Raw genomic sequence first — 23,579 nt, forward strand, 5'->3', positions numbered from 1 at the left:
CTGCGCGGTTCCCGCCGCCCCGGGTAGGCTCGGAACATGACGCGCGAGAACATCAAAACACCCGACGGCGGAACGCTGGAGCTCTACACCACCGGAGCCGAACTGGCCTCGGCGGGCTCGGGCGTCGTCGTCGTCCAGGCTTCAATGGTCACCGCCGCTGACTACACGCGCTTTGCCCAGAAACTGAGCGCCTCGCTGGGCCGGCCGGTGCACACGTTCAACCGGCGCGGACGGGGAGCATCATCACCGCAGCCTGCGGACTACACGCTGGACGTGGACATCCGCGACCTGGACACCGTGATGAGGCACACGGCCAGCACGGACGTCTTCGGGCACAGCTTCGGCGGCGCCGTGGCGCTGCACGCCGCGCGCACGCTGCCGGTGGAACGGCTGGCTGTCTACGACCCCGCCGTCTCCGTTAACCACAGCGTCAAGGCAGACTGGATCGCCGAATACGAACGCGCCACCGCGGCCGGGGACGACGACCGCGCCCTCGCCGTACTGCTCAGGGGCCTCGAGACGGGCGGCGCCCTGTCCTCCCGGATGCCGCTCTCGATGCTGACGCTGGCGAACAAGCTCACCGCCGGAACACCCCTCGGCAGGCAGCAGCGGGAACTGATGAAAGCCGGCGTCCGCGAGATCAAGGCAATCATTGCGGCGGACATGCCGGCCGAGCCGTTCCTGGCACTGCCGCTGGAAACGCTGATCATTGTGGGCGAAAAGAGCCCGGCGTACTTCGGCATCGCGTGCGGCCAGATCCACGACGTCCTGTCCGGCTCGAGCTACACCATCCTGCCGGGAGCCGGCCACGACGGCGTCAACCGCGCGCCGGACAAGCTGATCACCGAACTCAGCGAGTTCTTCGCCGGCTGAGTCCCCGCACCACAGCAGCGCGAACGGACACTTGAGGCCCCGCGTTTTTGGGGCCTCAAGTGTCCGTTCGCGCTTAGAGTGTGGACTTCTAGTGGGCCGCGGGCACCGGGTTTTCCGCACCTGCGGTCTTGCGCATCATGGCGGCGAGCACGACGGCGGCGACGGCTATGACGGCCGCCGTCAGGAAAGCGGCATGCATTCCGGCGACGATGCCCGAGCCTGCGGACACCACGGCGTAGATCGACACCAGGAGCGCGGTTCCGGCGGCCCCGGCCACCTGCTGCAGCGTGCTCATGATGGCTGAACCGTGCGAGTACAGGTGCGGCGGCAACGGGTTGAGCCCGGTGGTGAACGCCGGGGTAAACAGCAGCGCCAGGCCCAGGCTGAGGACCACGTGCAGCGCCACGATCCACCAGACGGCCGTGTCCGCGTTCAGCATGGAGAACTGCCAGAGCGACAGCACCATCATGAGGGAGCCGGTGACCGTCAGCGGCAGCGGACCCACCTTGTCGAACAGGCGGCCGATGAACGGCCCCAGCAGACCCATGGCCAGGCCGCCGGGCAGGAGCGCCAGGCCGGTCTCCAGGGACTTCAGCCCGCGGATTTCCTGAAGGTAGAGCGGCAGCAGGATGACGGCGCCGAACAGGGCGATCATGGCAACCACCAGGAGCAGCACGGACACCGTGAACATTCGGAAGTTGAACGCACGCAGGTCCAGCAGCGGGCCGTCGGACTTCTGCAGTTTCAGCTGGCGGAACACGAACGCAGTCATCGCCACCAGGCCCACTGCCAGCGCAGCGACAGCAGCGGTTCCGGGGCCGCTTTGCCCGCCGTGGCCGCCGCCGATCTGGCTCAGCCCGTACACCAGGCCGCCGAAGGCGGGCACGGTCAGCAGTACGGACAGGATGTCCAGCCGGGTCTTCTCCGTCTCACCGATGTTGGTGAGGTAGCGGGCTCCGATGGCGAAGGCCGCCAGGGCGATGGGCAGGACGAACACGAACATAAAGCGCCACGTGAAGTGCTCGAGGATCAGGCCGGAGACGGTGGGACCCATGGCGGGGGCAACGGAAATGGCGATGCTCACGTTGCCCATGACGGCGCCGCGCCGTTCGACCGGGACCAGGGTAAGGATGGTGGTCATCAGGAGGGGAAGCATGATGGCCGTACCGCCGGCCTGGACAATGCGTGCCAGCAGCAGGATTTCGAATCCCGGAGCAAGCGCGGCGAGGAGCGTGCCGCCCGAAAAGAGTCCCATGGCCAGCATGAACACGGCCCTGGTGGACAGCCGCTGCAGGATGAACCCGGTGGTGGGGATGACCACGGCCATGGTGAGCATGAAGCCCGTGGACAGCCACTGCACCGTGGGGGCGTCGACTCCGAGGTCCACCATGAGCCGCTGGAGGGCGACGTTCATGATGGTTTCGTTGAGGATGACCACGAACGTGGCAACCAGCAGGGTGACGATGATGGTGACCGACTCGCGGGACATCTTCACCGGACCGGCCGCCTGTGCCGCCCCGGCCGCCGGAGCGGGCGGGGCCACGGGGTCGCCGTGGGCGTTGGAAGAGACGTCTGTAGACATGGGGAATTCCCTAGGGAGAGGTGAAGTGGTTTCCGGCGAGCGTCGTCGCTGCAGATTCCAACAGTGTATCCCCCGGGGTAATTCCCGTCATTGGAAAAATTTTCAGGAACTGAGCGGAACGTTGTCGATCAGCCGGACCGGCCCCACCTTCGCTGCGATGATGGCCAGGCCTTCGCCGCGGAACGGCGTCTCCTTGCAGTTCTCCGCCAAGGGCTCGAGAGTCTCCGGGTCCACCACGTCGAAGTAGTCCAGCCCCACCATGGGCTGCGATTCCACCAGCGCCTGGGCGGATTCCAGGTCCAGCGGCTCGTGGGCGTTGGCGCGCTCTTCAAGGAGCCGCAGGGCCCGCGACAGAACCAGGGCGGCCTCCCGTTCCTCCCCGGACAGGAACCTGTTCCGGCTGCTCAGGGCCAGGCCGTCCGCGGACCGGACCGTGGGAACAGCCACGATCTCCACCGGAAAGTTCAGGTCCGCCACCATGCGCCGCACCAGGGTCAGCTGCTGGGCGTCCTTCTGGCCGAAGTAGGCGCGGTAGGCGGGCAGGCCCGCACCGGCGCCGGTCACGAAGGCGCCTCCGCCCGGCAGGCCCGTCCCGGGGATGCCGTAGTGCAGCAGCTTGGCCACCACGGTGAGGGCACCATCGAAATGGCCGGGACGGGACGCGCCTTCCCACTTTTCGGCCAGTCGGCCGGCAGTGACCCGGACCAGGGGCTCGCCGCCCGGGTAGACCTCGTCCACTGACGGCGCGAAGATCAGGTCCACGCCCTCGGCCTCCAGGAGTTCCATGTCCGCTTCAAGGGTCCGGGGGTAGCGGTCCAGGTCCACGGCCTCGCCGAACTGCAGCGGGTTCACGAAGATGCTGGCCACCACAACGTCGTTATGTTCGACGGCGGTACGGGCAAGCCTGGCATGGCCTTCGTGCAGGGCGCCCATGGTGGGAACGAGGCCCTGCGACGCACCCTGTTTCTCCGTCAGCAGCCGTGCGCTTTCGGCCCGCAGCTCTGCCGCAGTGGTTACGAGTTTGATCGCCAAGTCAGTTTCCTCCAGTGGCCTGCGGCCCGTCGTTGTCCACGCCGTCGTTGTCCCCACCGTCGTTGTCCACGCCGTCCAGGGCGTTCCGGATCGCCTCCAGCTGGTCCGGTTTCAGCAGCCCGCGGCTCGCTGCCCGGCGCGCGGTGGCCCGCGCCATGGCCAGGTAGGCCTCCAGAATATCGCCGCCGGCACCGGCGTCGTGTTCCCGCAGCGCCTCGGCGTGCGCGGCAACCGTGCCGGCGTCGCCGCGCGCCACCGGCCCGGTCAAGGCCGACTCGCCGGAGGCGAGGGCGTTTTCCAGCGTCGCCCGCAGCAGCGGCCCCAGCATTCGTTCAGGGAATTCGACGCCCACTTCGCGCAGCAGCTGCGAGGCCTGGGCAACCAGGGTGACCAGGTGGTTCGAACCGTGGGCCAGGGCTGCGTGGTACTGGATGCGGTCGCCCTCGGCGATGGCCACCGGCTCGGCCCCCATCTCCACGACCAGGGCCTGCGCGATGGGCAGCATCGCTGCGTCCGCCGTGACCCCGAACGTGCAGTCCAGCAGCCGGGTGAGGTCCAGGCTCATGCCGGTGAAGGTCATGGCCGGGTGCAGCGCGAGCGGGACGGCGCCGGCTGCCCGCACCGGATGCAGGATCCCGACGCCGAAGCGGCCCGAAGTGTGGGCTACGAGCTGTCCGGGCTGCCACGCACCAAGCTTGGCGAGGCCTTCCACGAGTCCGCCGAGGGCGTCGTCCGGGACGGCCAGCAGCACCAGCTCGGACCGTTCCACGATGTCCTGCACCTCGAGCACCGGCACGCCGGGCAGCAGGGTTTCGGCACGTTCGCGGCTTGCGTCGGACACTGCGGAAACCCCGACGACGGCGTGCTCGGCCGCGCGGAGCGCCGCGCCGAGCACTGCTCCCACCTTGCCGGCTCCGATGATTCCGACGCCGAGGCGTCCTGGCTTAGCCATGTTGCTGGCCCTCCTGCTGGTTCTGTTGGTCGACAGGCGCGGTTTCGGCGGGCTCAGTTTCGCCCCCGGGCTCAACCACCGTGGCCGGGGCGACCTGCGCGAGCCACTGCTCACTGGTCTGGCGTTTGCGGGCTTCCCGGGCGCGCGCCGCCTGGGCATCGAACAGGGCACGGGCTTCGTCCAGTCCGGCCTGGATGACCCGCGGCGACACCGGACCGGCTGTGGTGTGCAGGACCAGGTCGGCCACTCGGAAGCGTCGTGCCAGCGGCCCCTGGTGCAGGGCCATGGACTGGGTGCGCTGGTGCGGAACCACCACCAGTTCGCGCCAGAGCCGGCCGGAGCGGATCAGCAACGCCGTACCGGTCGCGGCGAAGCCGTTGCGGCGCCAGCCCAGGGGAGCCAGCAGCCGCACGCGGCGCGGGCTGGTGACAAAACCGCCGTCGGGACCTTCGGCGCCTGGCTCTCCTGCATAAGTCCCTCCGGCCCGGGCCAATCCGGTGAGGCCGGCGGCAAAGACGCGCGCCGGGTCCGGCGTCCCCGGGTCGGGGAGCACCAGCGACAGCATCCTCATGACGTCCGCCTGGACGCCCACCGGAAGAAGCGTGGTGCGCGAGGCGCCCTCGCCGTTGCTGCCGGGGCCGTAGCCGGCCACGTTGACCTGCATCCGGTACCAGCCGAAGATCCGCCACAGCGGCGGCTGCGAGACTTTCAAGGCCTGGATCCTGCCGGGCGGCAGGGTCTGGGCCTGGGTGTCCAGCAGCCCGTACCGGAGCCGGATGCCGTCCGGCGAAATGGCGGCGGTGAAGTTGTAGCCCTTGTTGAACGACGCCCAGTAGGCGGCGGCCAGGCCAAGGGCGGCGGGGATCAGGTAGAAGTAGAAGCTGCGGTTCTCGGTGAGGACGGACAGCACCACGGATGCCACGGCACCCAGGGCCACGAAGAAGCTCTGCTCGCTGAGTAGCAGGGAACCGACCAGGCGCGACGGCGGCACGGACAGAACGGCGAATTCCGGGGCTTCCGGCAGGACTGCGTCAGGCCGTTCCGGGTCGGGTTCGAGCCCGGCTGCGCGCGCCAGGATGGTGGCCCGCAACTGGCGGGCGTCGTCGATACGGAGGTAGGCCAGGCGCACCGCCGATTCACCGGCGTCGGCCACCTCGAACTTCAGTTCGGCAAGGCCGAAGATCCTGGCCAGCAGCGGCTGCACGATGTCGATGGCCTGCACGCGGTCAAGCCGCGCCTGGCGCTGCTGCTTGAACAGGAAGCCCGTGTTCACCCGGACGTAGCCTTCCGCCACCTGGTAGCGGGTGAAGTACCACGTCATGATGAACCCCAGCACGGCCAGCAGCAGGATCAGTCCGCCGCCGGCGAGCAGGAAGGGCACGCGGCCGGCAAACATGTCGTCCATCAAAGGCCTGCCCTGCAGGAGGCGTTCGAAGGTGTCGCGGCCGAAGAAAAAGCCGATGGCGGCAAGCGCCACCCAGCCCCGGATGAACGGCGAGGCGGGATGCACACGCAGCCACTCGCCGTCGGGCACCACGGAAACCGGCCCGGCAGTACCGGAGGTGGCGGGCGTCTCCCCTGCCCCGGCAGGCGTCACAGTCCGGCCAGCCGTGCAGCGCCCCGGGCGGACAGCTGCTCGCGGAGCCGCGCCCCTTCGTCGGCCGGCAGCCCGGGGATCTCGGCGTTGGTGCCGGCCGAGGCGGTGTGCAGCTTCAGCGTGCACAGGCCGAGGCTGCGTTCCACGGGACCTACGCCGATATCCACGTACTGCATCCGGCCGTAGGGAACCACCAGGGTGCGCTGGAAGAAAATGCCGCCGCGGATCAGGAGGTCGTCGTCGCGTTCTGCGTAACCGATGGCCCGCACCTGGCGCGGAATCAGCAGGAGCCGCCAGACCGCCAGCACCAGCATGAACGCCGGGACCGCGATGGCCAGCCAGAGCGGAACCCAGTCCCACCAGCCGGCCAGCGTGAACAGCAGCGGCAGCGAGAGCAGTGCCACGGCGATCAGGTTCCCGAAGGCCCACTCAACCAGGCGGACGGTCACGTATTTGGGCGAGACCCGGAGCCAGGAGATCCCCGGCGGATCAATCGCCTCCGTAGGCATATTCGCCTTCCCCCTTGGGTTTGCGGGCGCCCCGTCCGGGCACCCCCGGCGTGCCGTCCGCGTCGCCGTCTTCAGGCGGAATCCGGCAGAAGCGTTCGACGACGAGCCCCACGACGATCATGGCCAGTCCCCCGCCGGCCATGGAGAGGGCCATCCAGGTGATTCCCTGCTCGCTGCGGAGGTTCCAGAGCCTCAGGAGGTCCAGGAAGATTCCCGCGTGCCAGCCCAGCAGAACCGCCCCCGTGTACGCACAGGCCTGGGCGAGGACCAGGGTCCAGGCGGCCAGGATGGGGTTGAGCATTTTCTTTTTGTTGCCGTTCCGCCAGCGCAGCACCCGGATGCCCAGCACCAGCGTGAGCACAACGATCACGCCCATGGTCACCAGGCCGGTCTGCGGCAGCACCGGGGTGGCCAGTCCGTAGCGGGTGGTCATGACTGTCGCGAACCAGCCGGCAACGGCGAGGATGAGCCCCACAACGATCAGCAGGAACGGGTTGACTGGTTTCACGGCCTACTCCACTGCTCCCGCCGTGGGGAGGCCGTCGAAGTCGCCGAAACCGTCGAACGGGGCCAGGTCCGGGAAGTCAGCGGCCCGGACCGCCAGCTCCCCCACCCGGACGCCGTTGAGCTCGGCCGCGGGGTCGATCAGCGACCACGGGTAGAGCACAAAAGCACGTTCCGCGGCCCGGGGGTGCGGCAGGGTCAGGGCGGGATCCGAGCTCTCCACGTCCCCGTAGGTGATGATGTCCACGTCCAGGGTCCGCGGGCCCCACCGGACTTCACGCACCCGGTGGTGCTTGTTTTCCACCGCCTGGCAATGGCGCAGCAGCTCCGCCGGCGGCAGCGAGGTCTCCACGGTGATCACCATGTTCAGGAAGTCCGGCTGGCCCTCGGGTCCGCCCACGGCCTTTGTCTGGACCACCGGGGACACCGCGATGAGGCGCACCTCGGGCCGGTCCACGAGGTCGGCGACGGCGCTGGAGAGCGTGTCGTTCCGCTCCCCCAGGTTGCTGCCGAGTGCCAGCACCGCACGGACGTAGGGGTTGTTCGAGTACGGGGGGTTCATGGCCGCCGCCGATGCACGCTGACGGACACGTCGGCGAACTCAACCTCGATGGGGGCCTTGGGCTTATGCACCGTGATGTCAACGGCGGCCAGCGGAAACTCCTGCAGGAGGTCGTCGGCGATGCGCACGGCAAGGGCCTCGATGAGGTTGAGCGGCTCCCCGGTGATCCAGTGCTTGATGCGTTCGGCCACCTCGCCGTAATGGGCGGTGTCCAGGACGTCGTCAGAGGCGGCGGCCTTGGTGAAGTCCAGGTGCAGCACGGCATCAACGATGAACGGCTGGCCGTCGCGGCGCTCGAAATCGAACACCCCGTGATGGCCGACGGCGGTTACACCGCTCAGCGTGATTGTGTCCATCGTGGCTGCCTAGTTAGTGGGACTGGAGTCGCCGAGCGGCCCCGCGGCCATCCGGGCGGCGACCTTGACGGCGTCAAGGCTGGATCCGACGTCGTGCACGCGCACGGCCCACGCACCGCGTGCGGCGCTGATGGCCGTGATGGCGGCGGTTGCGTGGTCCCGTTCCTGGGGGGCCGCGGCCTTGCCGGCCACGGTCAGCAGGGTGCCGAGGAAGCGCTTGCGGGACGCCCCTACGAGGATCCGGTGGCCGAGAGCCTCGAGCGGGGCCATGTTGCGCAGGAGCTCCCAGTTCTGGGCGTCGTTCTTGGAGAAGCCCAGGCCCGGGTCCACGATGATCTGTTCAGGTGCCACGCCGGCTGCGTACAGCTTGTCCCGCACGCCCACCAGTTCAGCGGCAACGTCCTCTGCCACGTTGCCGTAGTCGGTGAGCGAGGTCATCGTCTTGGCGTCGCCGCGGCGGTGGGTCAGCACGTACGGGACGCCGGTGCGGGCAACCAGTTCGGCCATCTCGGGCTCGATCGTCAGCCCGGACACGTCGTTGATGATGGCGGCACCGGCTTTGAGGGCCGCGGCCGCCGTTGACGCGTGGGTGGTGTCGACGCTGACCAGGGCGCCGGCCTTGACCAGGGCCTCGATGACCGGGAGGACCCGGCGCTGTTCCTCGTCGGGGCTGACTTCGTCTGCGCCGGGGCGGGTGGATTCACCGCCGACGTCGATGATGTCGGCGCCGGCGTAGAACATCCGGAGGCCTTCCGCGATGGCGGTGTCCGGCGTCGGGTGCTTGCCGCCGTCGCTGAAGGAATCCGGGGTGACGTTCAGGATGCCCATCACCAGCGTGCGGTCCGTGGGGAGATCGTCAAACTTGGCTGCCGCCCGCGGTTTACGCAGGATGGGCAAGGGGCTTGTTGCGGGTCCGGTTCCAGGGGCTGCAGCGAGGGAGTCCATAGTCTGTTTTATTACCTTCCGAGTATGAGGCTCATGGCTTCGGCGCGGGTGGCCGGGTCATGCAGTTGACCGCGCACGGCACTGGTGACGGTCTTGGCACCGGGCTTGCGGATGCCGCGCATGGACATGCACAGGTGCTCGCATTCCACCACCACGATCGCTCCGCGCGGTTTCAGGTGCGTAACCAGTGCTTCGACGATCTGGGTGGTGAGGCGTTCCTGCACCTGGGGGCGCTTGGCGAACATGTCCACCAGCCTGGCGAGCTTGCTCAGGCCGGTGACCTTGCCGTCATGGGACGGGATGTAGCCCACATGCGCCACTCCGTGGAACGGCACCAGGTGGTGCTCGCAGGTGGAGTAGAACGGAATGTCCTTCACGAGGACCAGTTCCTCGTGGTCCAGGTCAAAGGTGGTGGCCAGGATTTCCGCGGGATCGTGGTGCAGGCCGGCGAAGACCTCCGCGTAGGCCTTGGCCACCCGTTTGGGGGTGTCCAGGAGCCCGCCGCGGTCCGGGTCTTCCCCGATGGCCAGCAGGATTTCCCTGACGGCCGCCTCGATCCGCGGACGGTCCACCTTGGTGCCGCGGCCGTGCCTTGAGTGGCTCGAGGCGGAGTGGTCGGCGGAGGCGGGAACGTCGTCGTCGTCGAAATGATTCACAGAAGAAGCTTAGCCGTGATGCGTTCCGCCGGCGTCGGCGTCCGTAACACCGCCGCCGAAGGTCTCCTGGCCTGCTACGCCCTGGGGGTGCGGCGGCCGGGCGTCCAGCGGCTCCTCCAGGCGGGCTTCCTTGGCTTCTTCCTGGGCTTCACGTTCGGCCCGCTCCTGCCGTGACTCCACGGGGCCGGCGGTCTGCACCGGACGGCTTTCCTTGGAGAGCCACACTTCACGGAAGTCACGCTTGCGGATGTCCCGGAAGACGTGCGCAATCTCCGCCTGGTTGAGGGTTTCCCGCTCAAGGAGTTCCAGCGCCAGAGAATCCAGGATGTCGCGGTTTTCCGTGAGGATGGCGTACGCCTCGTCGTGGGCCTGGTCGATCAGGCGGCGCACTTCCTCGTCCACGATGTAGGCGATCTGGTCCGAGTAGTTGCGCTCGTGGCCGGCATCGCGGCCAAGGAACGGCTCGCCGCCGCCCTGGCCGAGGCGGACGGCGCCCACCCGTTCGCTCATGCCGAACTCCGTGACCATCTTGCGGGCAGTTCCGGTGGCCTTTTCGATGTCGTTGGAGGCGCCGGTGGACGGGTCGTGGAAGACAATTTCCTCGGCGACGCGGCCGCCCATGGCGTAGGCCATCTGGTCCAGCAGTTCATTGCGGGTGATGGAGTACTTGTCGTTCTCCGGAACCACCATGGTGTAGCCCAGGGCGCGGCCGCGGGGCAGGATGGTGATCTTGGTGACCGGGGCGGAGTTCCGCAGTGCGGCAGCCACCAGGGCGTGTCCGCCTTCGTGGTACGCCGTGATCTTGCGCTCGTGCTCCTTCATGACGCGGCTGCGCTTCTGCGGGCCGGCCATGACGCGGTCAATGGCTTCATCGAGGGCGCGGTCGTCAATCAGGTTGGCGTTGGACCGGGCCGTGAGCAGGGCAGCCTCGTTCAGGACGTTTGCGAGGTCCGCGCCGGTGTAGCCGGGGGTCTTCTTGGCAACAGCCTTGAGGTCGACGCCGGGTGCCATCGGCTTGCCCTTGGCGTGGACCTGCAGGATCTGGTCGCGGCCCACAAGGTCCGGGGCTTCGACGGTGATCTGGCGGTCGAAGCGGCCCGGGCGCAGCAGTGCCGGGTCCAGGACGTCCGGGCGGTTGGTGGCGGCGATCAGGATGACGTTGGTTTTGACGTCGAAGCCGTCCATCTCAACGAGCAGCTGGTTGAGGGTCTGCTCGCGTTCGTCGTTGCCGCCGCCGATGCCGGCGCCGCGGTGACGGCCCACGGCGTCGATTTCGTCCACGAAGATGATGGCCGGCGAGCTGGCCTTGGCCTGCTCGAAGAGGTCGCGGACACGGGACGCACCCACGCCGACGAACATTTCGACGAAGTCGGAACCCGAGATGGAGAAGAACGGCACTCCCGCTTCGCCGGCCACGGCGCGGGCAAGGAGGGTCTTGCCGGTACCCGGAGGACCGTAGAGCAGCACGCCCTTGGGGATCTTGGCTCCCACGGCCTGGAACTTGGCCGGCTCCTGGAGGAATTCCTTGATTTCCTGGAGTTCCTCCACGGCTTCGTCGGCACCGGCGACGTCGCTGAAGGTCACCTGGGGCATGTCCTTATTGACCAGCTTGGCCTTGGACTTGCCGAACTGCATGATCTTGGACCCGCCGCCCTGCATCCGGGAAAGCAGGAACCAGAAGAGGACGCCCAGCAGCAGCACGGGAATCAGGAGGGAGAACAGCCCGGAGAACCAGTTGTTCTCGATGGGCTGGTCAGTGAAGCCGCTCGAGGGGTTGGCGTTCGTGACGGCCTTGACCACGTCCGCGGCGCGGGCGTTGACGTAGAAGAACTGGACGTTCTTGCCCTTGTCCTGCCCGTCGATGACCAGGTTGTCCTTGAGGACAAGATCCACGCGGTTCTCCGCGTCGAAGATCTTGGCCTGCTCCACCTTGCCGCTGTCCGCGAGGAGCTCAAGGCCCGGTTTCGTATCGATCCGGGATGCTCCGCCGGGAGCGAGCGTGGCAAAGGCCAGCAGGAGCATTCCGACCACAACAACGATCCAGATGCCCGGGCCCTTGAAGAAACTCTTAGCTTTCATCTGATCGGGGGCTGGCCCCGTCCCTCCTGGTAGTGCTGCACGGCGACTGGTCTGCGCGCGTGTGGTGCTGCGTCAGCTTCTAGCTATACACCGTTCGGAGTGAATCACGCACGATGCAGGGCAAAAGTTCCCTCTAGGCGTAGCGGTACCGGGCCGCAGCCCGTTGCGGGGCCCGGCCGGCCGGGAGGCGTCCCGGGAAGGGTGCCTATTCGTAGACGTGGGGAGCCAGTGTGCCCACGAAGTCCAGGTTGCGGTACTTCTCGGCGTAGTCGAGGCCGTAGCCCACCACGAATTCGTTCGGGATGTCGTAGCCGACGTACTTGACGTCGATCTGGACCTTGGCAGCCGTGGGCTTCCGGAAGGCGGTGCAGATTTCCACGGAGGCGGTGCCGCGGGATTCCAGGTTGGTCTTGAGCCAGGACAGCGTCAGTCCGGAATCGATGATGTCCTCAACAATCAGCACGTCCTTGCCCATGAGGTCGGTGTCGAGGTCCTTGAGGATCCGCACCACACCGGACGACTGGGTCCCGGAGCCGTAGGAGGAAACTGCCATCCAGTCCATGGAAACGTGGCTGTGAAGTGCCCGCGCCAGGTCTGCCATGACCATGACGGCGCCCTTCAGAACGCCGACAATGAGGAGCTCCCGGCCCTCGTAGTCCTTGTCGATCTCGGCAGCAAGCTCCGTAATCCGCTGCTGGATCTGATCCTTGGTGTAGAGAACGTGCTTGAGGTCTGCCTGGACGTCGTTTGAATCCACCAATGGCTCCTGTGTAGATGCGGGTGCGACTATTTTTGGGGCGGCTTGTGAAGCCGGAATACTAGCTTCCCACAGCGGGCGGCTTCACGGGGACCGCCGCTGGCCGCATCCAGTTCCCGGTCCGGCTGGTTCCGCCCTTCCCCGGCCAGGATTTGAGCCAGCGACAGGCGGTACGCGCTGACCCCGCCCGGGAGTTCCACCGGCCCGGCCGATCCCTGCCGGCGCAGGAGCGCCTCCGCGGCCAGCAGCCGCTGGTAGCTCGGCTGCTGGCCTCCGAGGGCGGCGGCCGCCCTGGCGATCACCCTGAACCGGATGGCGGGGGCCAGCTCGCCCAGTGCTGCTTCGGGAAGGCTGATTTCGACGCCGGACTGTTCCGCCAGCTGCTCATACGTGCGGTTCGCCACGTCGTCGAGGTAGTCGGCATCCAGCTGCAGGATCGCTGCCGTCCGGGCGAGGGACTCCGCGACGCCGGGACCGAGTTTTTCTTCCAGCATGGGAAGGACCTCCACCCGGGTCCGGGACCGGGCAAAGGAGGGGTCGGCGTTGCTGGGATCGTGCCACGGCTCCAGTCCTTCGACGGCGCAGATCTCCAGGGTGTCCGCGCGGCGGAGGCCGAGGAAGGGCCGGAGCAGGAGTCCGCGGGCCGGCCGCATTCCGGCCAGCGAGCGTGTGCCGGACCCCCTGGCCAGGCCGAGCAGCACCTGTTCCGCCTGGTCGTCCAGTGTGTGGCCGAGGAGGATGACGCCCGCCCCGGACCGGGCGGCGGCTTCCTCGAGGGCGGCGTGGCGGGCGTCCCGGGCCGCAGCTTCGGGTCCGATCCCGGTGGCGGCGACGTCAACCCGCCGCACCTCCACGGGCGAGAGCCCCAGGTCCTGAAGGACGTCCGCGGTCTGCGCGGCCACTCCGGCGGAGCCGGGCTGCAGTTGATGGTCGACGACGACGGCGCCCACCGACACGGGGTGGCCGTCCACATGGCCGCGGCGGCCGAAGTAGGACGCAACAGCCGCGAGGGCCAGCGAATCCGGTCCGCCGCTGCAGGCGACGAGCACCCGTTCCGGGTAGCCGGCGTCGGCCAGGGCGTTCTGCAACATTTTGCGCGCCTTGCCGACGACGGGCGACAGCCGGCCGGGCCGCCGTCGTCCGCTGAGGTGCTGGGACAACTAGAGGCCCATCCGTTCGAGCCAGAGCTTGGCGTCATGGATTTCCGGCTCGGTGGGCAGGTTCCCGGCCGATTCCCACACGCGGTTGAAACCCTCCATGCCGGCGACATCCACCACGGCACGGACGAACTTGGCACCGTCCGTGTACTGGCGCATCTTGGCATCAAGGCCCAGCAGGTTGCGGATGAACTTCTCCACCATTCCCCGGTCCTTGCCGCGGGCGTTGAATCGTTGCCGGATGGTCTTGACGGACGGAACAATGCTGGCGTCCACGGCGTCCATCACCACGTTGGCGTGGCCCTCCAGCAGGCTCATCACGGCGGTCAGGTGCGAGAGCGAGGCCTTTTCCTCCGGATCCTGGAGCAGGTCCAGGATGGCGCCGCGGCCCGGCGCGGTTCCGGCGGCGGTGCGGTCCTTGAGCGAACGCGCCGCAGCCGAGGCACGCTCGAGGAGGGTATCGACGTTGCCCAGCAGGTGTTCGCTGAGGTTGTCGATTTCGCTGAGCATGTGGTGGCGCAGCCAGGGGGCCGCCGCGAACTGCACCCGGTGGGTCTGTTCGTGCAGGCAGACCCACAGCCGGAAGTCCTCGGGCGTGACGTTGAGTTCGCGCTCCACTTGGACGATGTTCGGCGCGACGAGGAGGAGCCGCCCGCCCGAGGGGGCGGTGGAGTCTTCGGCGAGCGCCGCGAAGGGATCGTACTGGCCCAGGACCTTGCTGGACAGGAACGCGAGCACGGCGCCGAGCTGGCTGCCGGTGATGGCCCCGCTGACGGACGCGGCACCGGGGCTCATGCTTCCGCGGCGGCCTTCCAGCATCTTTTCCATGGCCGGTTTCAGCATGACGGCAAAGCTTTGGGTGTTGGCCTTGGCCCAGGAGGCACGGTCCACCACCAGCACGGAGGAGTCCCGGAGGTCGCGTGCCGCCTCCAGTCCGGTGATGTCGTGGACGTGCGGCACGGAAATGTCGGCCATGAGGCGCAGGTTCTCCACGGCCGCCCCGATTTCGGCAGATCCCAGCGAAGGACCCGCCGGAGCAAGGCGCGCGGCCGTTGACGCTGCGAGCTCCCAGTTGATCAATGCCTGGGCCTGTGCTGATGAATCGCCTGCAGTTGACTCCATAGCGTCCATCAGATCACAGCACCCCGCGGTTCCGCCTTAAGTTCGCTGACCGGCGAACGGGCACGGCGCCCCTGCAATGCACAGGCCGGGCACAGGACCGGAACAGAAGAACACAAATGTCCGGGGCCACAGTTGGTTCAGAAGTCCCCACCACCGGGAGCGCCGGCTAGCGGCAGCCGCAGGAGGCCAGGGCCGACGCCGTGCGGTCTATCGCCGTCCTGTTCCCTGCCGCGCCCGGCTTCAGTCCGTTACCAATAAAGGAGAACACCAGCAGGCGGCCGTCTGCATCCACAACGTAGCCGCTGAGGGCAATCACGGAGTTCAGGGTTCCGGTTTTGGCCCGAACCAGCCCCGCACCGCGCTCCGTGGACGGGTCGGTGTACCTGCTGCCCAGCGTTCCGGTGAGGCCGGCCACCGGAAAACCGCCGATGGCAGCACGCAGGCTGGGTTCGGCGCCTGACGTGATGGCCCTGACAACCTCTGACAGCTGGCCCGCCGACACCTGGTTGCCAAGGGACAGGCCGGAGACGTCCGCCACGCGCAGGCCCTCGGTGGGGATTCCCAGGTCCTGCACCTGTTTGAACACGGCGGCGGTGGCGCCGTCGTTGCTGCCGGGCTGCCCTGCGGCAATTGCCGCCATCCGGCCCAGCACCTCGGCCAGATAGTTGTCCGAGGTCTGCAGCATCAGGTCAACCTGCTGGCGGAGCGTGGCGGACTGTACTTCGGCCAGCAGCGTGCCCGGGTTCAGCGCACCGGCTGCGCCGGCGTCGCCCTCAGTGGCGTCGTCTGACGGTTCCTGCGCCTTCTGCTTTTGCGCCTGTTGATTTTGCGCCTGTTGATTTTGCGCCTGTTGATTTTGCGCCTCTGGCGCAGTGGCGCGCACGACGCCGGGCGTCACCGACAGCCCGGCGTCGGCGCCTGCCGCCGTGAGCTGCGCGGTGAACGCCTCGGCCGCGTTCATGGCGGCGTCCTGCGGACGCGGTCCGGTAATGACGGCGGGATCGTAGCGGGCGGAGTTGAGGGCCAGCGGGAACAAAGGCGCGGTCTCACCGGCGGCCACATCCTCCAGGTTCCAGGTGGGGTTCAGCGCCGGTCCGGTGAACAAGGAATCATCCAGCCGCACCTGCACCGGCCCCGTGACGCCGTTGTCCTGCAGGGACCGGACCGTGAGCCGGGCCAGCGTGGCCAGTCCGGCGTGGCCCATGACGGTGTCCCGGGACGACTCGCCAGCGCCAAGCAGGACGTCGCCACCGCCGACCAGGACCACAGAGCCTGCCTCGGCGCCGGCCACCACCCTGGTGCTGAAGCGCTGGTCCGGTCCGATGGCGCGGACAGCGGCGGCGGCAGTGAGGAGCTTCATGTTGGAGGCAGGCACCCGGGCTTGCGAGCCGTCGCGGTCAAACAGCACCTGGCCAGTGGCGGCGTCCTGCACCACGCCGGTGAACGACCCGCCGCCGTCGGCCTGGAGCGTGGCGTTGAGCTGCGCGGAGAGAGTGTCCGGCCAGGGGACGGGCGCCGAGTCCTTGAGCGGTGAAATGCCCTGAGGAAGGGAAAGGTCCCGCGGGACCTGCTGCCAGGCCGGAACAGCGGCCCCCGTGGTTTTGGAGCCGGAGCCTTGGCCGGTTAGCGCAGGGGCGGCCAGCATGGCCGCGGGGACAGCCAGGGCCACAACCAGGATGCTCAGCAGGACCATCGGCAGCTGCCGCCTGATGATCGCAATCCAGGGATGGCTGGCCGCGCGGCTCATCATGCGTTTCATGCTGCTGTTGGTCCTTATAGTCCTGAAATGTCCCCACTAGTTCATGAAACCTGGGCCTATCGCTATATCCTCAATAGTAGTCGGCGGCACCGACACTCCGTTTGCTGGTCTTTTTGTGTGCCGCGAACACCCTGAAGTCGAGGAGCATTCCATGAAGCATGACGTGACCATCGAGATTCCCAAGGGATCACGCGTCAAGTACGAAGTCGATCACGAGACCGGCCGCGTCCGCCTGGACCGCGTTCTGTTCACTTCCATGCAGTACCCCACCCACTACGGTTTCTTCGAGCACACCCTCGGCGAAGACGGCGACCCGCTGGACGCACTGGTGCTCCTGCAGGACTTCGATCTGCACCCGGGCGTCATCGTTGAAGCCCGCCCCATCGGCGTCTTCAACATGACGGACGACGGCGGCGGGGACGCCAAGGTCCTCTGCGTGCCCACCGATGCCCGCTTCGACCACATCAAAGAGGTCAGCGACGTCAGCGAATTCCTGATCAAGGAAATCGAGCACTTCTTCACCCGTTACAAGGACCTGGAGCCGGGCAAGTGGGTCAAGGCCGAAGGCTGGGGCGACCGCGCCGCAGCCGAAGCCGAGCTGGAAGCCTCCATCAAGCGCTACGTTCCGGCAGCCGGCCACTAATTTCCACCGGCAGGTCGCGTTAGTGCGTCCTGCCCCACAAATCCCCGTCCCCCGGACAAATCCCCGCGTCATGCGAAGGGGAAAGGTCCGGGAGGCGGGGATTTTCTGTTGCCCCACCGCAGTGAATCTGTGAAATCGTTGCCTCGTGAGTTCCGAGTCTTTGAATCCCCCCTCTTTTGACCCGCCCTGCGGCCCGGTCACCGGCTGGCGGGACGGTGACGTGCTGCGCGCCACCGGGATCCCGTACGCGACGGCGGGCCGTTTCCAGCCGCCGTCAAGTGCACCCGCCTGGACGGAGGCCTTTGCAGCCACCTCCCCCGCCCCCGCGTGCCCGCAGGGTCCGGTCCCGTTCCTGGACGACATCCTGGGGACCCGCTACGGTGAACTGCCCGGCAGCGAGGACTGCCAGCGACTCTCCATCACCATTCCGGCCGGCCTCACCGACGGCGAGCGCGTACCCGTGATGGTGTGGCTCCATGGCGGTTCCTACACGTCCGGCTCCGGAGACCTGGCCATTTTCGACCCCCGGACCCTGGTGGCCGAGAACCGGATCATCGTTGTGTCGGTCACCTACCGCCTGGGCCTGTTCGGCTACCTTGCAACCGGAACGGGCCGGCCGGCAAACCTCGGCTTACTGGACCAGCTTGAGGCGTTCCGCTGGGTGCAGCGCAATATCGGCGCCTTCGGCGGCGATCCGGAACGCGTGACCGCCTTCGGCCAGTCAGCAGGAGGCGACGCCGTCGCCCACCTGATGGCGACGGCGGAGGCACCCGCGCTGTTCCAGCGCGCCATCATTCAAAGCGCACCCCTGGGCATCACCCGGGGCCGCCAGAAGATGAGCGCCGCCATGGGCGTCGCGGCTGAACATGTCACCGAACACACCCCCGCGATGGACGTGGTTGCCATTGAAGGCCGTGTTTCACAGGTGGCCCGGAAGTTCGGGCTGAAGGCCGCCATGCCGTTCGGCACGCAGTACGGACACGCACCGCTGCCGCCCGAACATGAGATTGAAGCCGCGTGGAACTCGGCCGCGCCCGGAATCGAGGTCCTGATCGGCCACACCGCCGACGAGGCACGCATGTTCCTGCCGGGAAACCCCGTGGCCGGCCGCCTGGCCAAAATCCCGGTGGTCGGAACCGCCGTCGTCAACGCCGTCAGCCGGGCGGTGACCGAAGCTGTGTACGGCCGCTCCGCCAGGAAGTTCGCCCGGCGACACTCCCGGGCGGGAGGAAAAGCCTACAGCTACGTGCTGACCTGGGCGGCGCCCGGCAACTTCTTCGGCGCGGCCCACACGGTTGACCTGCCGCTGCTGTTCGGCGACGAACAGACGTGGGCGGCGGCCGGGCTCGTTGCGGGGGCCACCTGGGACGAGATCAACGCCCAGGGCCGCGCCCTCCGAGCCACCTGGGCCAAGTTCGCCTCCGGGAAAGGCCTGGGTAGCCAGGGAGAACTTCCCGGCACACTCCGTTACCGCGCGGTCTGACCGTGAGAACCCTGGGCGTGGACCTCGCCGCAGCCACCAGGAAGACCGCGGCGGCCGTGATCGAGTGGACGGGCGGCGGTGCGCGGCTGGTGCATCTCGCCCTGGACGTCACCGACCAGGAGATCGTGGCCCTGTTCGGCAGCTGTGACATGACGGGCATTGACTGCCCGGTGGGCTGGCCGGACGCCTTCCTTCCTTTCCTCGCCGGGCACCTGAATTTCGATGCGCATCCGGTGCTGGACCACGACGGGATCGAGGGCCGCCGGCTCCTGGCCTACCGGGACACCGACCGTTTCGTCACGCGCGAGACGGGGCTGATCCCGCTCAGCGTCTCCGCCGACCGGCTGGCCCACCCGGCCATGCGTTGTGCGGTCATCCAGGCCAAGATCGCACGGGACCACGGACCGCAGGCCAGGGATGGATCCGGCCGGCTGGCGGAGGTCTATCCGGCGGCTTCGCTGAAGCTCTGGGGAATCCACGCCCGTGGCTACAAGGGGCGCGGCGGCCCGGAGTCGGAGCGTCTGGGCGTCATCCTGGACAGCCTCACCACGGCCGCGCCCTGGCTGGACCTGGCCGGACAGCGGGAGGTCCTGGCCGCCTCGGATGACATGTTCGACGCCGTTATCGCCTCCCTTACTGCCCGGGCCGTCAGCCTCGGCCAGACCTTGACGCCGCCGGATGACCATGGCGCCGCAGCCCTGAGCGAAGGCTGGATCCATCTGCCGTCCGGTCAGCTCGCCGGCCTGCGCGGGTAGCCCGCGCCCCCGCCAGTTGGACCGGCGGCCTACCCGCCGTTCAGCGTCCAGTCGCGGATCTCCTCTTGGTCTTCCCCGTGGGTGCGCGTGTGGTTGTGGGCCCTGATCCGACGGTCCTGCAACGACTGGCGCAGCAGGGAGTGCCGCTCCGCCAGTCCGGGAACCCGGTCTATGGCGTCGATGGCCAGCTGGAAACGGTCGATTCCGTTGAGCATGGCCATGTCGAACGCCGTCGTGGTGGTGCCCTCCTCCTTGTAGCCGCGGACGTGCAGGCCTTCCTGGTTGGTCCGCCGGTACGCCAGCCGATGGATCAGGGACGGGTAGCCGTGGTAGGCGAAGATGATCGGCTTGTCCGCGGTGAAGATGCCGTCGAAGTCGCGTGAGCTCAGCCCGTGGGGGTGTTCGCGGTCGTCCTGCAGCCGCATCAGGTCCACCACATTGACCACGCGGATCTTCAGCCCGGGCGCACCTTCCTTGAGCAGCTGGGCGGCCGCGACGGTTTCCACGGTGGGAACGTCCCCGGCGCAGGCCAGGACGACGTCCGGTTCCTCGCCGGGGACCTCCGATCCGGCAAACTCCCAGATGCCCAGTCCCCGCTGGCAGTGGTGCGCGGCGTCGGCCGGTCCCAGCCAGGTGGGGGACGGCTGCTTGCCGCTGACCACGATGTTGACGTAGTCCCTGGAAGCCAGGCAGTGCTCCATCACGGACAGCAGCGTGTTGGCGTCCGGCGGGAGGTACACCCGGATGACCTCTGCCTTTTTGTTGACCGCGTGGTCGATGAAGCCCGGGTCCTGGTGCGAAAAACCGTTGTGGTCCTGCTGCCAGACGTGCGAGGAAAGCACGTAGTTCAACGAGGCCACCGGCTGGCGCCAGGCGAGCTCCCGGTGGACCTTCAGCCACTTCGCGTGCTGGTTGAACATGGAATCCACGATGTGGATGAAGGCCTCGTAACAGCTGAACACGCCATGCCGGCCGGTCAGCAGATAGCCTTCCAGCCAGCCCTGGCACAGGTGCTCGCTGAGCACCTCCATCACGCGGCCGGCCCGCGCAAGGTGCTCGTCGACGTCGTCGATCCGGTACTGCCACACCTTGTCCGTGACGTCGTAGACGTCCTGCAGGCGGTTGGACGCCGTCTCATCGGGGCCGAAAAGCCGGAACGTCTCCGGGTTTTGGGAGATCACATCCCTCATCCAGGAGCCCAGGGTGATCATGGCGCTGATCCGCTCCACACCCGGCTGCTGCACCTCGACGGCGTGCTTGCGGTAGTCCGGCAGCTTGAGGTCGCGCAGCAGAATGCCGCCGTTGGCGTAGGGTGTGTCGCTCATCCGCAGCTCCCCCGCGGGCGCGTTCTCCGCGACGTCGGGCCGGAGGCGGCCGTGCTCGTCGAAGAGTTCGCCGGGCCGGTAGGATTCGAGCCACTCGCCCAGCTGGGCCAGGTGCCCGGGGTTGGTGCGGACCTCGGACAGCGGCACCTGGTGGCTGCGCCATGTGCCTTCCACCTGCTTGCCGTCCACTGTTTTCGGGCCGGTCCAGCCCTTGGGTGAACGCAGCACAATCATGGGCCACTGGGCGGCACCGGAGTCAGCACCGCCGTCGTCAGCGGAGCCGCCGTCGTTGCGCCGCTCCGCCTGGATGGCACGGATCTCGGCGAGGCAGGTGTCCAGCACGGCGGCGAAGTCGCGGTGCGCCCCCTCGACGTCGTCGGGGTCGTTGACCGTGACAAAGTGCGGCTTGTGGCCGTAGCCGCGGAGCAGCTGTTCCAGCTGGGCTTCCGGCATCCGGGCCAGGACCGTGGGATTGGCGATCTTGTAGCCGTTCAGGTGCAGGATGGGCAGCACTGCACCGTCAGCCACGGGGTCCAGGAAGTTGTGCGAGTGCCAACTGGCCGCCAGCGGCCCGGTTTCGGCCTCGCCGTCACCGATGACGACGGCGGTGATCAGCTGGGGATTGTCGAAGACGGACCCGTAGGCGTGGGCCAGGGAGTAGCCGAGTTCGCCGCCTTCGCTGATGGAACCCGGGGTCTCCGGAGCGGCATGGCTGGGAATGCCGCCGGGGTAGGAGAACTGCCGGAAGAGCTCGGCGAGCCCAGGTTCGTCATCGCCTACGTTGCTGTAGATCTCCGAGTAGGTGCCCTCCAGCCAGGCGTTGGCCACCACCGCGGGACCTCCGTGACCGGGCCCGGCGATGAAAAGCATCTCCTGCCGGTCCCGTCGGATGACCCGGTTGAGGTGGGCGTAGACGAAGTTGAGGCCCGGGGTGGTCCCCCAGTGGCCCAGGAGCCTGGATTTGGTGTGCTCAGCGCGCAGCGGTTCCCGCAGCAGCGGGTTGGAGCGGAGGTAGATCTGGCCCACGGACAGGTAGTTGGCCGCCCGCCACCAGCGGTCCACGAGCCCGAGTTCGGAGTCACCAAGCAGGGCATCACTCACGTCACTGGTCACTGCAGTCCTCGCTTCACTAGGGCTCTCCGTCGGTGGCACAGCTTCCATCGCAACATTTCCACGCGGCTGACACAACCCCGGACATTTTCGATGAGCAGTCCACCGCGATGGGCAGGCCTCTCCATCGCGGCAGGTCGCGGGAACGTCTAGGCTGGCTTGGAAACTTGAGAGCGAAGCACCACGCGGGGGGACTGCAGATGGCCGGATTTTACGGGGCAGACATTGCCCAGCTGCGGACGCTAGCAGGCACCATGAGCAAAGCGGCGGACAGCATCAACCGGCAAAGCGTGCAGCTAGATAGAGTCATCAACGCAGACACCTCATGGCGATCCATTGAACGCACGGTCTCCACCGGGAAACGCTGGCTCTATGCCTACGTCCATGCGGAAGGGGTGCTGCCGGTCCGTCTCGAATTACGGGAAGCTTCCAAGGCCACCCTTGAATCGGCCCTCGGTTCGCTGGTCCGCAACGCATGAGCCGCACCCCAAAAAGCAGCACGGGACTGCTGGATGCTGTCACGGGACGCCCCGTGCTGGCCTACACCCGCACGGGTGAGCGCTATGTCCGCAAGGCCGACTGGTCCCATTTCTGGGGACGTGCGCTGGATGCCGCCGTAGTGTTTGCTGTTGCCGGCGTCCTTATGGGGGTACTGAACTCCCTGATTCAGAACCTCGTCCTGGGCTCCCTCTCCCTTGCACTTCTTGCCAGCAACGGGCTGTTCCTCGCGGCCCTCGCCGCCGTCTGGTTCCTGGTGCTATTTGCCTACGGCATGATCATGGGGACTACCGGCAGCCTGGGCGACGCGGCCGCCGGGATGCGTTCTGTCAGAATCGCGGACGGCACGACGTCTGGAGCCTGGCTGGGCGGCTGGCGCGCCGTCTGCTGGTCATTCGCACCGCTCTATTACCTGGTGGCCTTCGCTTCCGCCCTCGGTGGAGGAGGCGGGGATACGTTCGAGGCGAAGTTCACTGCCGTCGACCTCCGGTCAGGCGTCTCCCGCGGGGCGGCCCCGGTCCCGGATCCCCAGCTTGCTGCCGCTGAACAGGCCGCCACTGAACAGCACGATCAGCTGCCCAACCTCTACGACAACGGCAACCGGCGTGGCTGAACCCGGAAGGACCTGGCTGGCACGCCGGGCTGAGCGACAGTACGGGCAAGAACTGGGCCTGTTGCGGTACACGGAGCTGTCATGGCACATCAGTTGGAAGCTCCTGCCGTGGTTCATCGGCGCAGGCTTCGTCTTCGCCGCCGTAGCCGAGTTCACAGGCCAGCCGACGTCCTCCCGAAGTCCCGGCCTATTCTCCAACCTTTCGCTATACGCTGTGGCGAGCATTCTCACGGGCTTGGTCCTCTGGTCGCTAACGCTCCTCTGGAGCTTCCGGCGGCTCCTCGTTTTCGACCGCGGCCTTCTCTACCGCTACAGCCAGAAGCACGCTGCAAGGGCAATCTTCTGGGAGGACATCGACGCCGGAACCCTTCGCTCCGTTGTGGCTCCGGCAGGAACGGACGCGGACCGGCTGCTGAGGACGCTGAACCCTGAGGACAAGATTTCACTGGGCGTGCGGGGACAGTTCGCGGTAGTGTTCCGCGCCAAGGAATCACGGTTAACAGCCACAGCGCAGCCCGCATCAAGTTCGGACGGCGCCGGCAGGCCCCTCCGTTTCTTCACCTTCACCACACGGAACAGCCCTGACCAGTTGGTGGGCATGATCCAGAAGGGTCTGAGAAATACTGGCGCCCCGGAAGCCGCAGCCGCATTCCAAGCGCTGCCGCCCGCCGTCGTCCATTCCGCGGTGTCTTTGGATTAGCCACCGGGTA

23 protein-coding genes are annotated in these 23,579 nt (G+C 67.6%); 7 read left to right on the forward strand and 16 right to left on the reverse strand.

Annotation, left to right across the window (positions count from 1 at the left end):
• Nucleotides 1-36 precede the first annotated feature (36 nt).
• The gene (locus RW112_RS08485; RefSeq protein WP_317781321.1) at nt 37-873 is read left to right on the forward strand and encodes an alpha/beta hydrolase; all 837 of its coding nucleotides are present in this window, start codon (nt 37-39) and stop codon (nt 871-873) included.
• A gap of 88 nt (nt 874-961) precedes the next feature.
• Here the strand turns inward: RW112_RS08485 and RW112_RS08490 are convergent, their stop codons facing one another.
• From RW112_RS08490 to dacB, 15 genes are all read right to left on the reverse strand, one after another.
• Nucleotides 962-2,455 (reverse strand): MDR family MFS transporter, encoded by a 1,494-nt coding sequence (locus RW112_RS08490; protein WP_317781322.1) that lies wholly within the window; start codon nt 2,453-2,455, stop codon nt 962-964.
• A gap of 102 nt (nt 2,456-2,557) precedes the next feature.
• The gene (locus tag RW112_RS08495) at nt 2,558-3,487 is read right to left on the reverse strand and encodes a pantoate--beta-alanine ligase (RefSeq protein WP_317781323.1); all 930 of its coding nucleotides are present in this window, start codon (nt 3,485-3,487) and stop codon (nt 2,558-2,560) included.
• Between the two features lies 1 nt (nt 3,488).
• Nucleotides 3,489-4,439, reverse strand: coding sequence for a Rossmann-like and DUF2520 domain-containing protein (locus tag RW112_RS08500; protein ID WP_317781324.1), 951 nt, complete (start codon nt 4,437-4,439; stop codon nt 3,489-3,491).
• Nucleotides 4,432-6,036, reverse strand: coding sequence for a PH domain-containing protein (locus RW112_RS08505; RefSeq protein ID WP_411709882.1), 1,605 nt, complete (start codon nt 6,034-6,036; stop codon nt 4,432-4,434). The genes RW112_RS08500 and RW112_RS08505 overlap by 8 nt, the downstream gene beginning before the upstream one ends.
• Complete coding sequence (locus tag RW112_RS08510) at nt 6,033-6,545, reverse strand: PH domain-containing protein (RefSeq protein ID WP_317781325.1); 513 nt, start codon at nt 6,543-6,545, stop codon at nt 6,033-6,035. The genes RW112_RS08505 and RW112_RS08510 overlap by 4 nt, the downstream gene beginning before the upstream one ends.
• Entirely contained in the window at nt 6,526-7,053 is a 528-nt protein-coding gene (locus RW112_RS08515) for a DUF3180 domain-containing protein (RefSeq protein WP_317781326.1), read from the reverse strand. The genes RW112_RS08510 and RW112_RS08515 overlap by 20 nt, the downstream gene beginning before the upstream one ends.
• 3 nt (nt 7,054-7,056) lie before the next feature.
• A complete protein-coding gene (gene folK / locus RW112_RS08520) occupies nt 7,057-7,611 on the reverse strand; it encodes a 2-amino-4-hydroxy-6-hydroxymethyldihydropteridine diphosphokinase (protein ID WP_305943099.1) in 555 nt (184 codons plus the stop codon).
• Nucleotides 7,608-7,967, reverse strand: a complete 360-nt coding sequence (gene folB / locus RW112_RS08525; protein ID WP_305943098.1) for a dihydroneopterin aldolase — start codon at nt 7,965-7,967, stop codon at nt 7,608-7,610. The genes folK and folB overlap by 4 nt, the downstream gene beginning before the upstream one ends.
• Before the next feature lie 9 nt (nt 7,968-7,976).
• Nucleotides 7,977-8,912, reverse strand: a complete 936-nt coding sequence (folP, locus tag RW112_RS08530) for a dihydropteroate synthase (protein WP_317781327.1) — start codon at nt 8,910-8,912, stop codon at nt 7,977-7,979.
• 11 nt (nt 8,913-8,923) lie between these two features.
• A complete protein-coding gene (folE, locus tag RW112_RS08535) occupies nt 8,924-9,568 on the reverse strand; it encodes a GTP cyclohydrolase I FolE (RefSeq protein WP_317781328.1) in 645 nt (214 codons plus the stop codon).
• 9 nt (nt 9,569-9,577) lie between these two features.
• The gene (gene ftsH, locus RW112_RS08540; RefSeq protein WP_305943095.1) at nt 9,578-11,647 is read right to left on the reverse strand and encodes an ATP-dependent zinc metalloprotease FtsH; all 2,070 of its coding nucleotides are present in this window, start codon (nt 11,645-11,647) and stop codon (nt 9,578-9,580) included.
• A 205-nt stretch (nt 11,648-11,852) separates the two neighbouring features.
• Complete coding sequence (hpt, locus tag RW112_RS08545) at nt 11,853-12,404, reverse strand: hypoxanthine phosphoribosyltransferase (RefSeq protein WP_028270320.1); 552 nt, start codon at nt 12,402-12,404, stop codon at nt 11,853-11,855.
• A 29-nt stretch (nt 12,405-12,433) separates the two neighbouring features.
• Nucleotides 12,434-13,495, reverse strand: coding sequence for a tRNA lysidine(34) synthetase TilS (tilS, locus tag RW112_RS08550; protein WP_317781329.1), 1,062 nt, complete (start codon nt 13,493-13,495; stop codon nt 12,434-12,436).
• A gap of 69 nt (nt 13,496-13,564) precedes the next feature.
• Entirely contained in the window at nt 13,565-14,683 is a 1,119-nt protein-coding gene (locus RW112_RS08555; RefSeq protein WP_317781330.1) for a zinc-dependent metalloprotease, read from the reverse strand.
• A 166-nt stretch (nt 14,684-14,849) separates the two neighbouring features.
• Complete coding sequence (gene dacB, locus RW112_RS08560; protein ID WP_411709883.1) at nt 14,850-16,442, reverse strand: D-alanyl-D-alanine carboxypeptidase/D-alanyl-D-alanine-endopeptidase; 1,593 nt, start codon at nt 16,440-16,442, stop codon at nt 14,850-14,852.
• 151 nt (nt 16,443-16,593) lie between these two features.
• Between dacB and RW112_RS08565 the strand changes: the two genes are divergently transcribed.
• From RW112_RS08565 to RW112_RS08575, 3 genes are all read left to right on the forward strand, one after another.
• Complete coding sequence (locus RW112_RS08565; protein ID WP_317781331.1) at nt 16,594-17,085, forward strand: inorganic diphosphatase; 492 nt, start codon at nt 16,594-16,596, stop codon at nt 17,083-17,085.
• A gap of 145 nt (nt 17,086-17,230) precedes the next feature.
• Nucleotides 17,231-18,568, forward strand: coding sequence for a carboxylesterase family protein (locus tag RW112_RS08570; RefSeq protein WP_317781332.1), 1,338 nt, complete (start codon nt 17,231-17,233; stop codon nt 18,566-18,568).
• A 2-nt stretch (nt 18,569-18,570) separates the two neighbouring features.
• Nucleotides 18,571-19,323, forward strand: a complete 753-nt coding sequence (locus RW112_RS08575) for a DUF429 domain-containing protein (protein ID WP_317781333.1) — start codon at nt 18,571-18,573, stop codon at nt 19,321-19,323.
• A gap of 29 nt (nt 19,324-19,352) precedes the next feature.
• Here the strand turns inward: RW112_RS08575 and RW112_RS08580 are convergent, their stop codons facing one another.
• Entirely contained in the window at nt 19,353-21,809 is a 2,457-nt protein-coding gene (locus RW112_RS08580) for a phosphoketolase (RefSeq protein ID WP_411709884.1), read from the reverse strand.
• A gap of 149 nt (nt 21,810-21,958) precedes the next feature.
• Between RW112_RS08580 and RW112_RS08585 the strand changes: the two genes are divergently transcribed.
• Genes RW112_RS08585 through RW112_RS08595 form a run of 3 tightly spaced genes read left to right on the forward strand, consistent with a single transcriptional unit; the run spans nt 21,959 to nt 23,569 of the window.
• Nucleotides 21,959-22,237, forward strand: coding sequence for a hypothetical protein (locus RW112_RS08585; RefSeq protein WP_317781335.1), 279 nt, complete (start codon nt 21,959-21,961; stop codon nt 22,235-22,237).
• Complete coding sequence (locus tag RW112_RS08590) at nt 22,234-22,869, forward strand: hypothetical protein (protein WP_317781336.1); 636 nt, start codon at nt 22,234-22,236, stop codon at nt 22,867-22,869. The genes RW112_RS08585 and RW112_RS08590 overlap by 4 nt, the downstream gene beginning before the upstream one ends.
• Entirely contained in the window at nt 22,862-23,569 is a 708-nt protein-coding gene (locus RW112_RS08595) for a hypothetical protein (RefSeq protein ID WP_317781337.1), read from the forward strand. The genes RW112_RS08590 and RW112_RS08595 overlap by 8 nt, the downstream gene beginning before the upstream one ends.
• The last annotated feature ends 10 nt before the right edge of the window (nt 23,570-23,579 follow it).

It is taken from the genome of Arthrobacter sp. B10-11, from assembly GCF_033142195.1.
In the GTDB taxonomy this organism is placed as follows: Bacteria; Actinomycetota; Actinomycetes; order Actinomycetales; family Micrococcaceae; genus Arthrobacter; species Arthrobacter oryzae_C.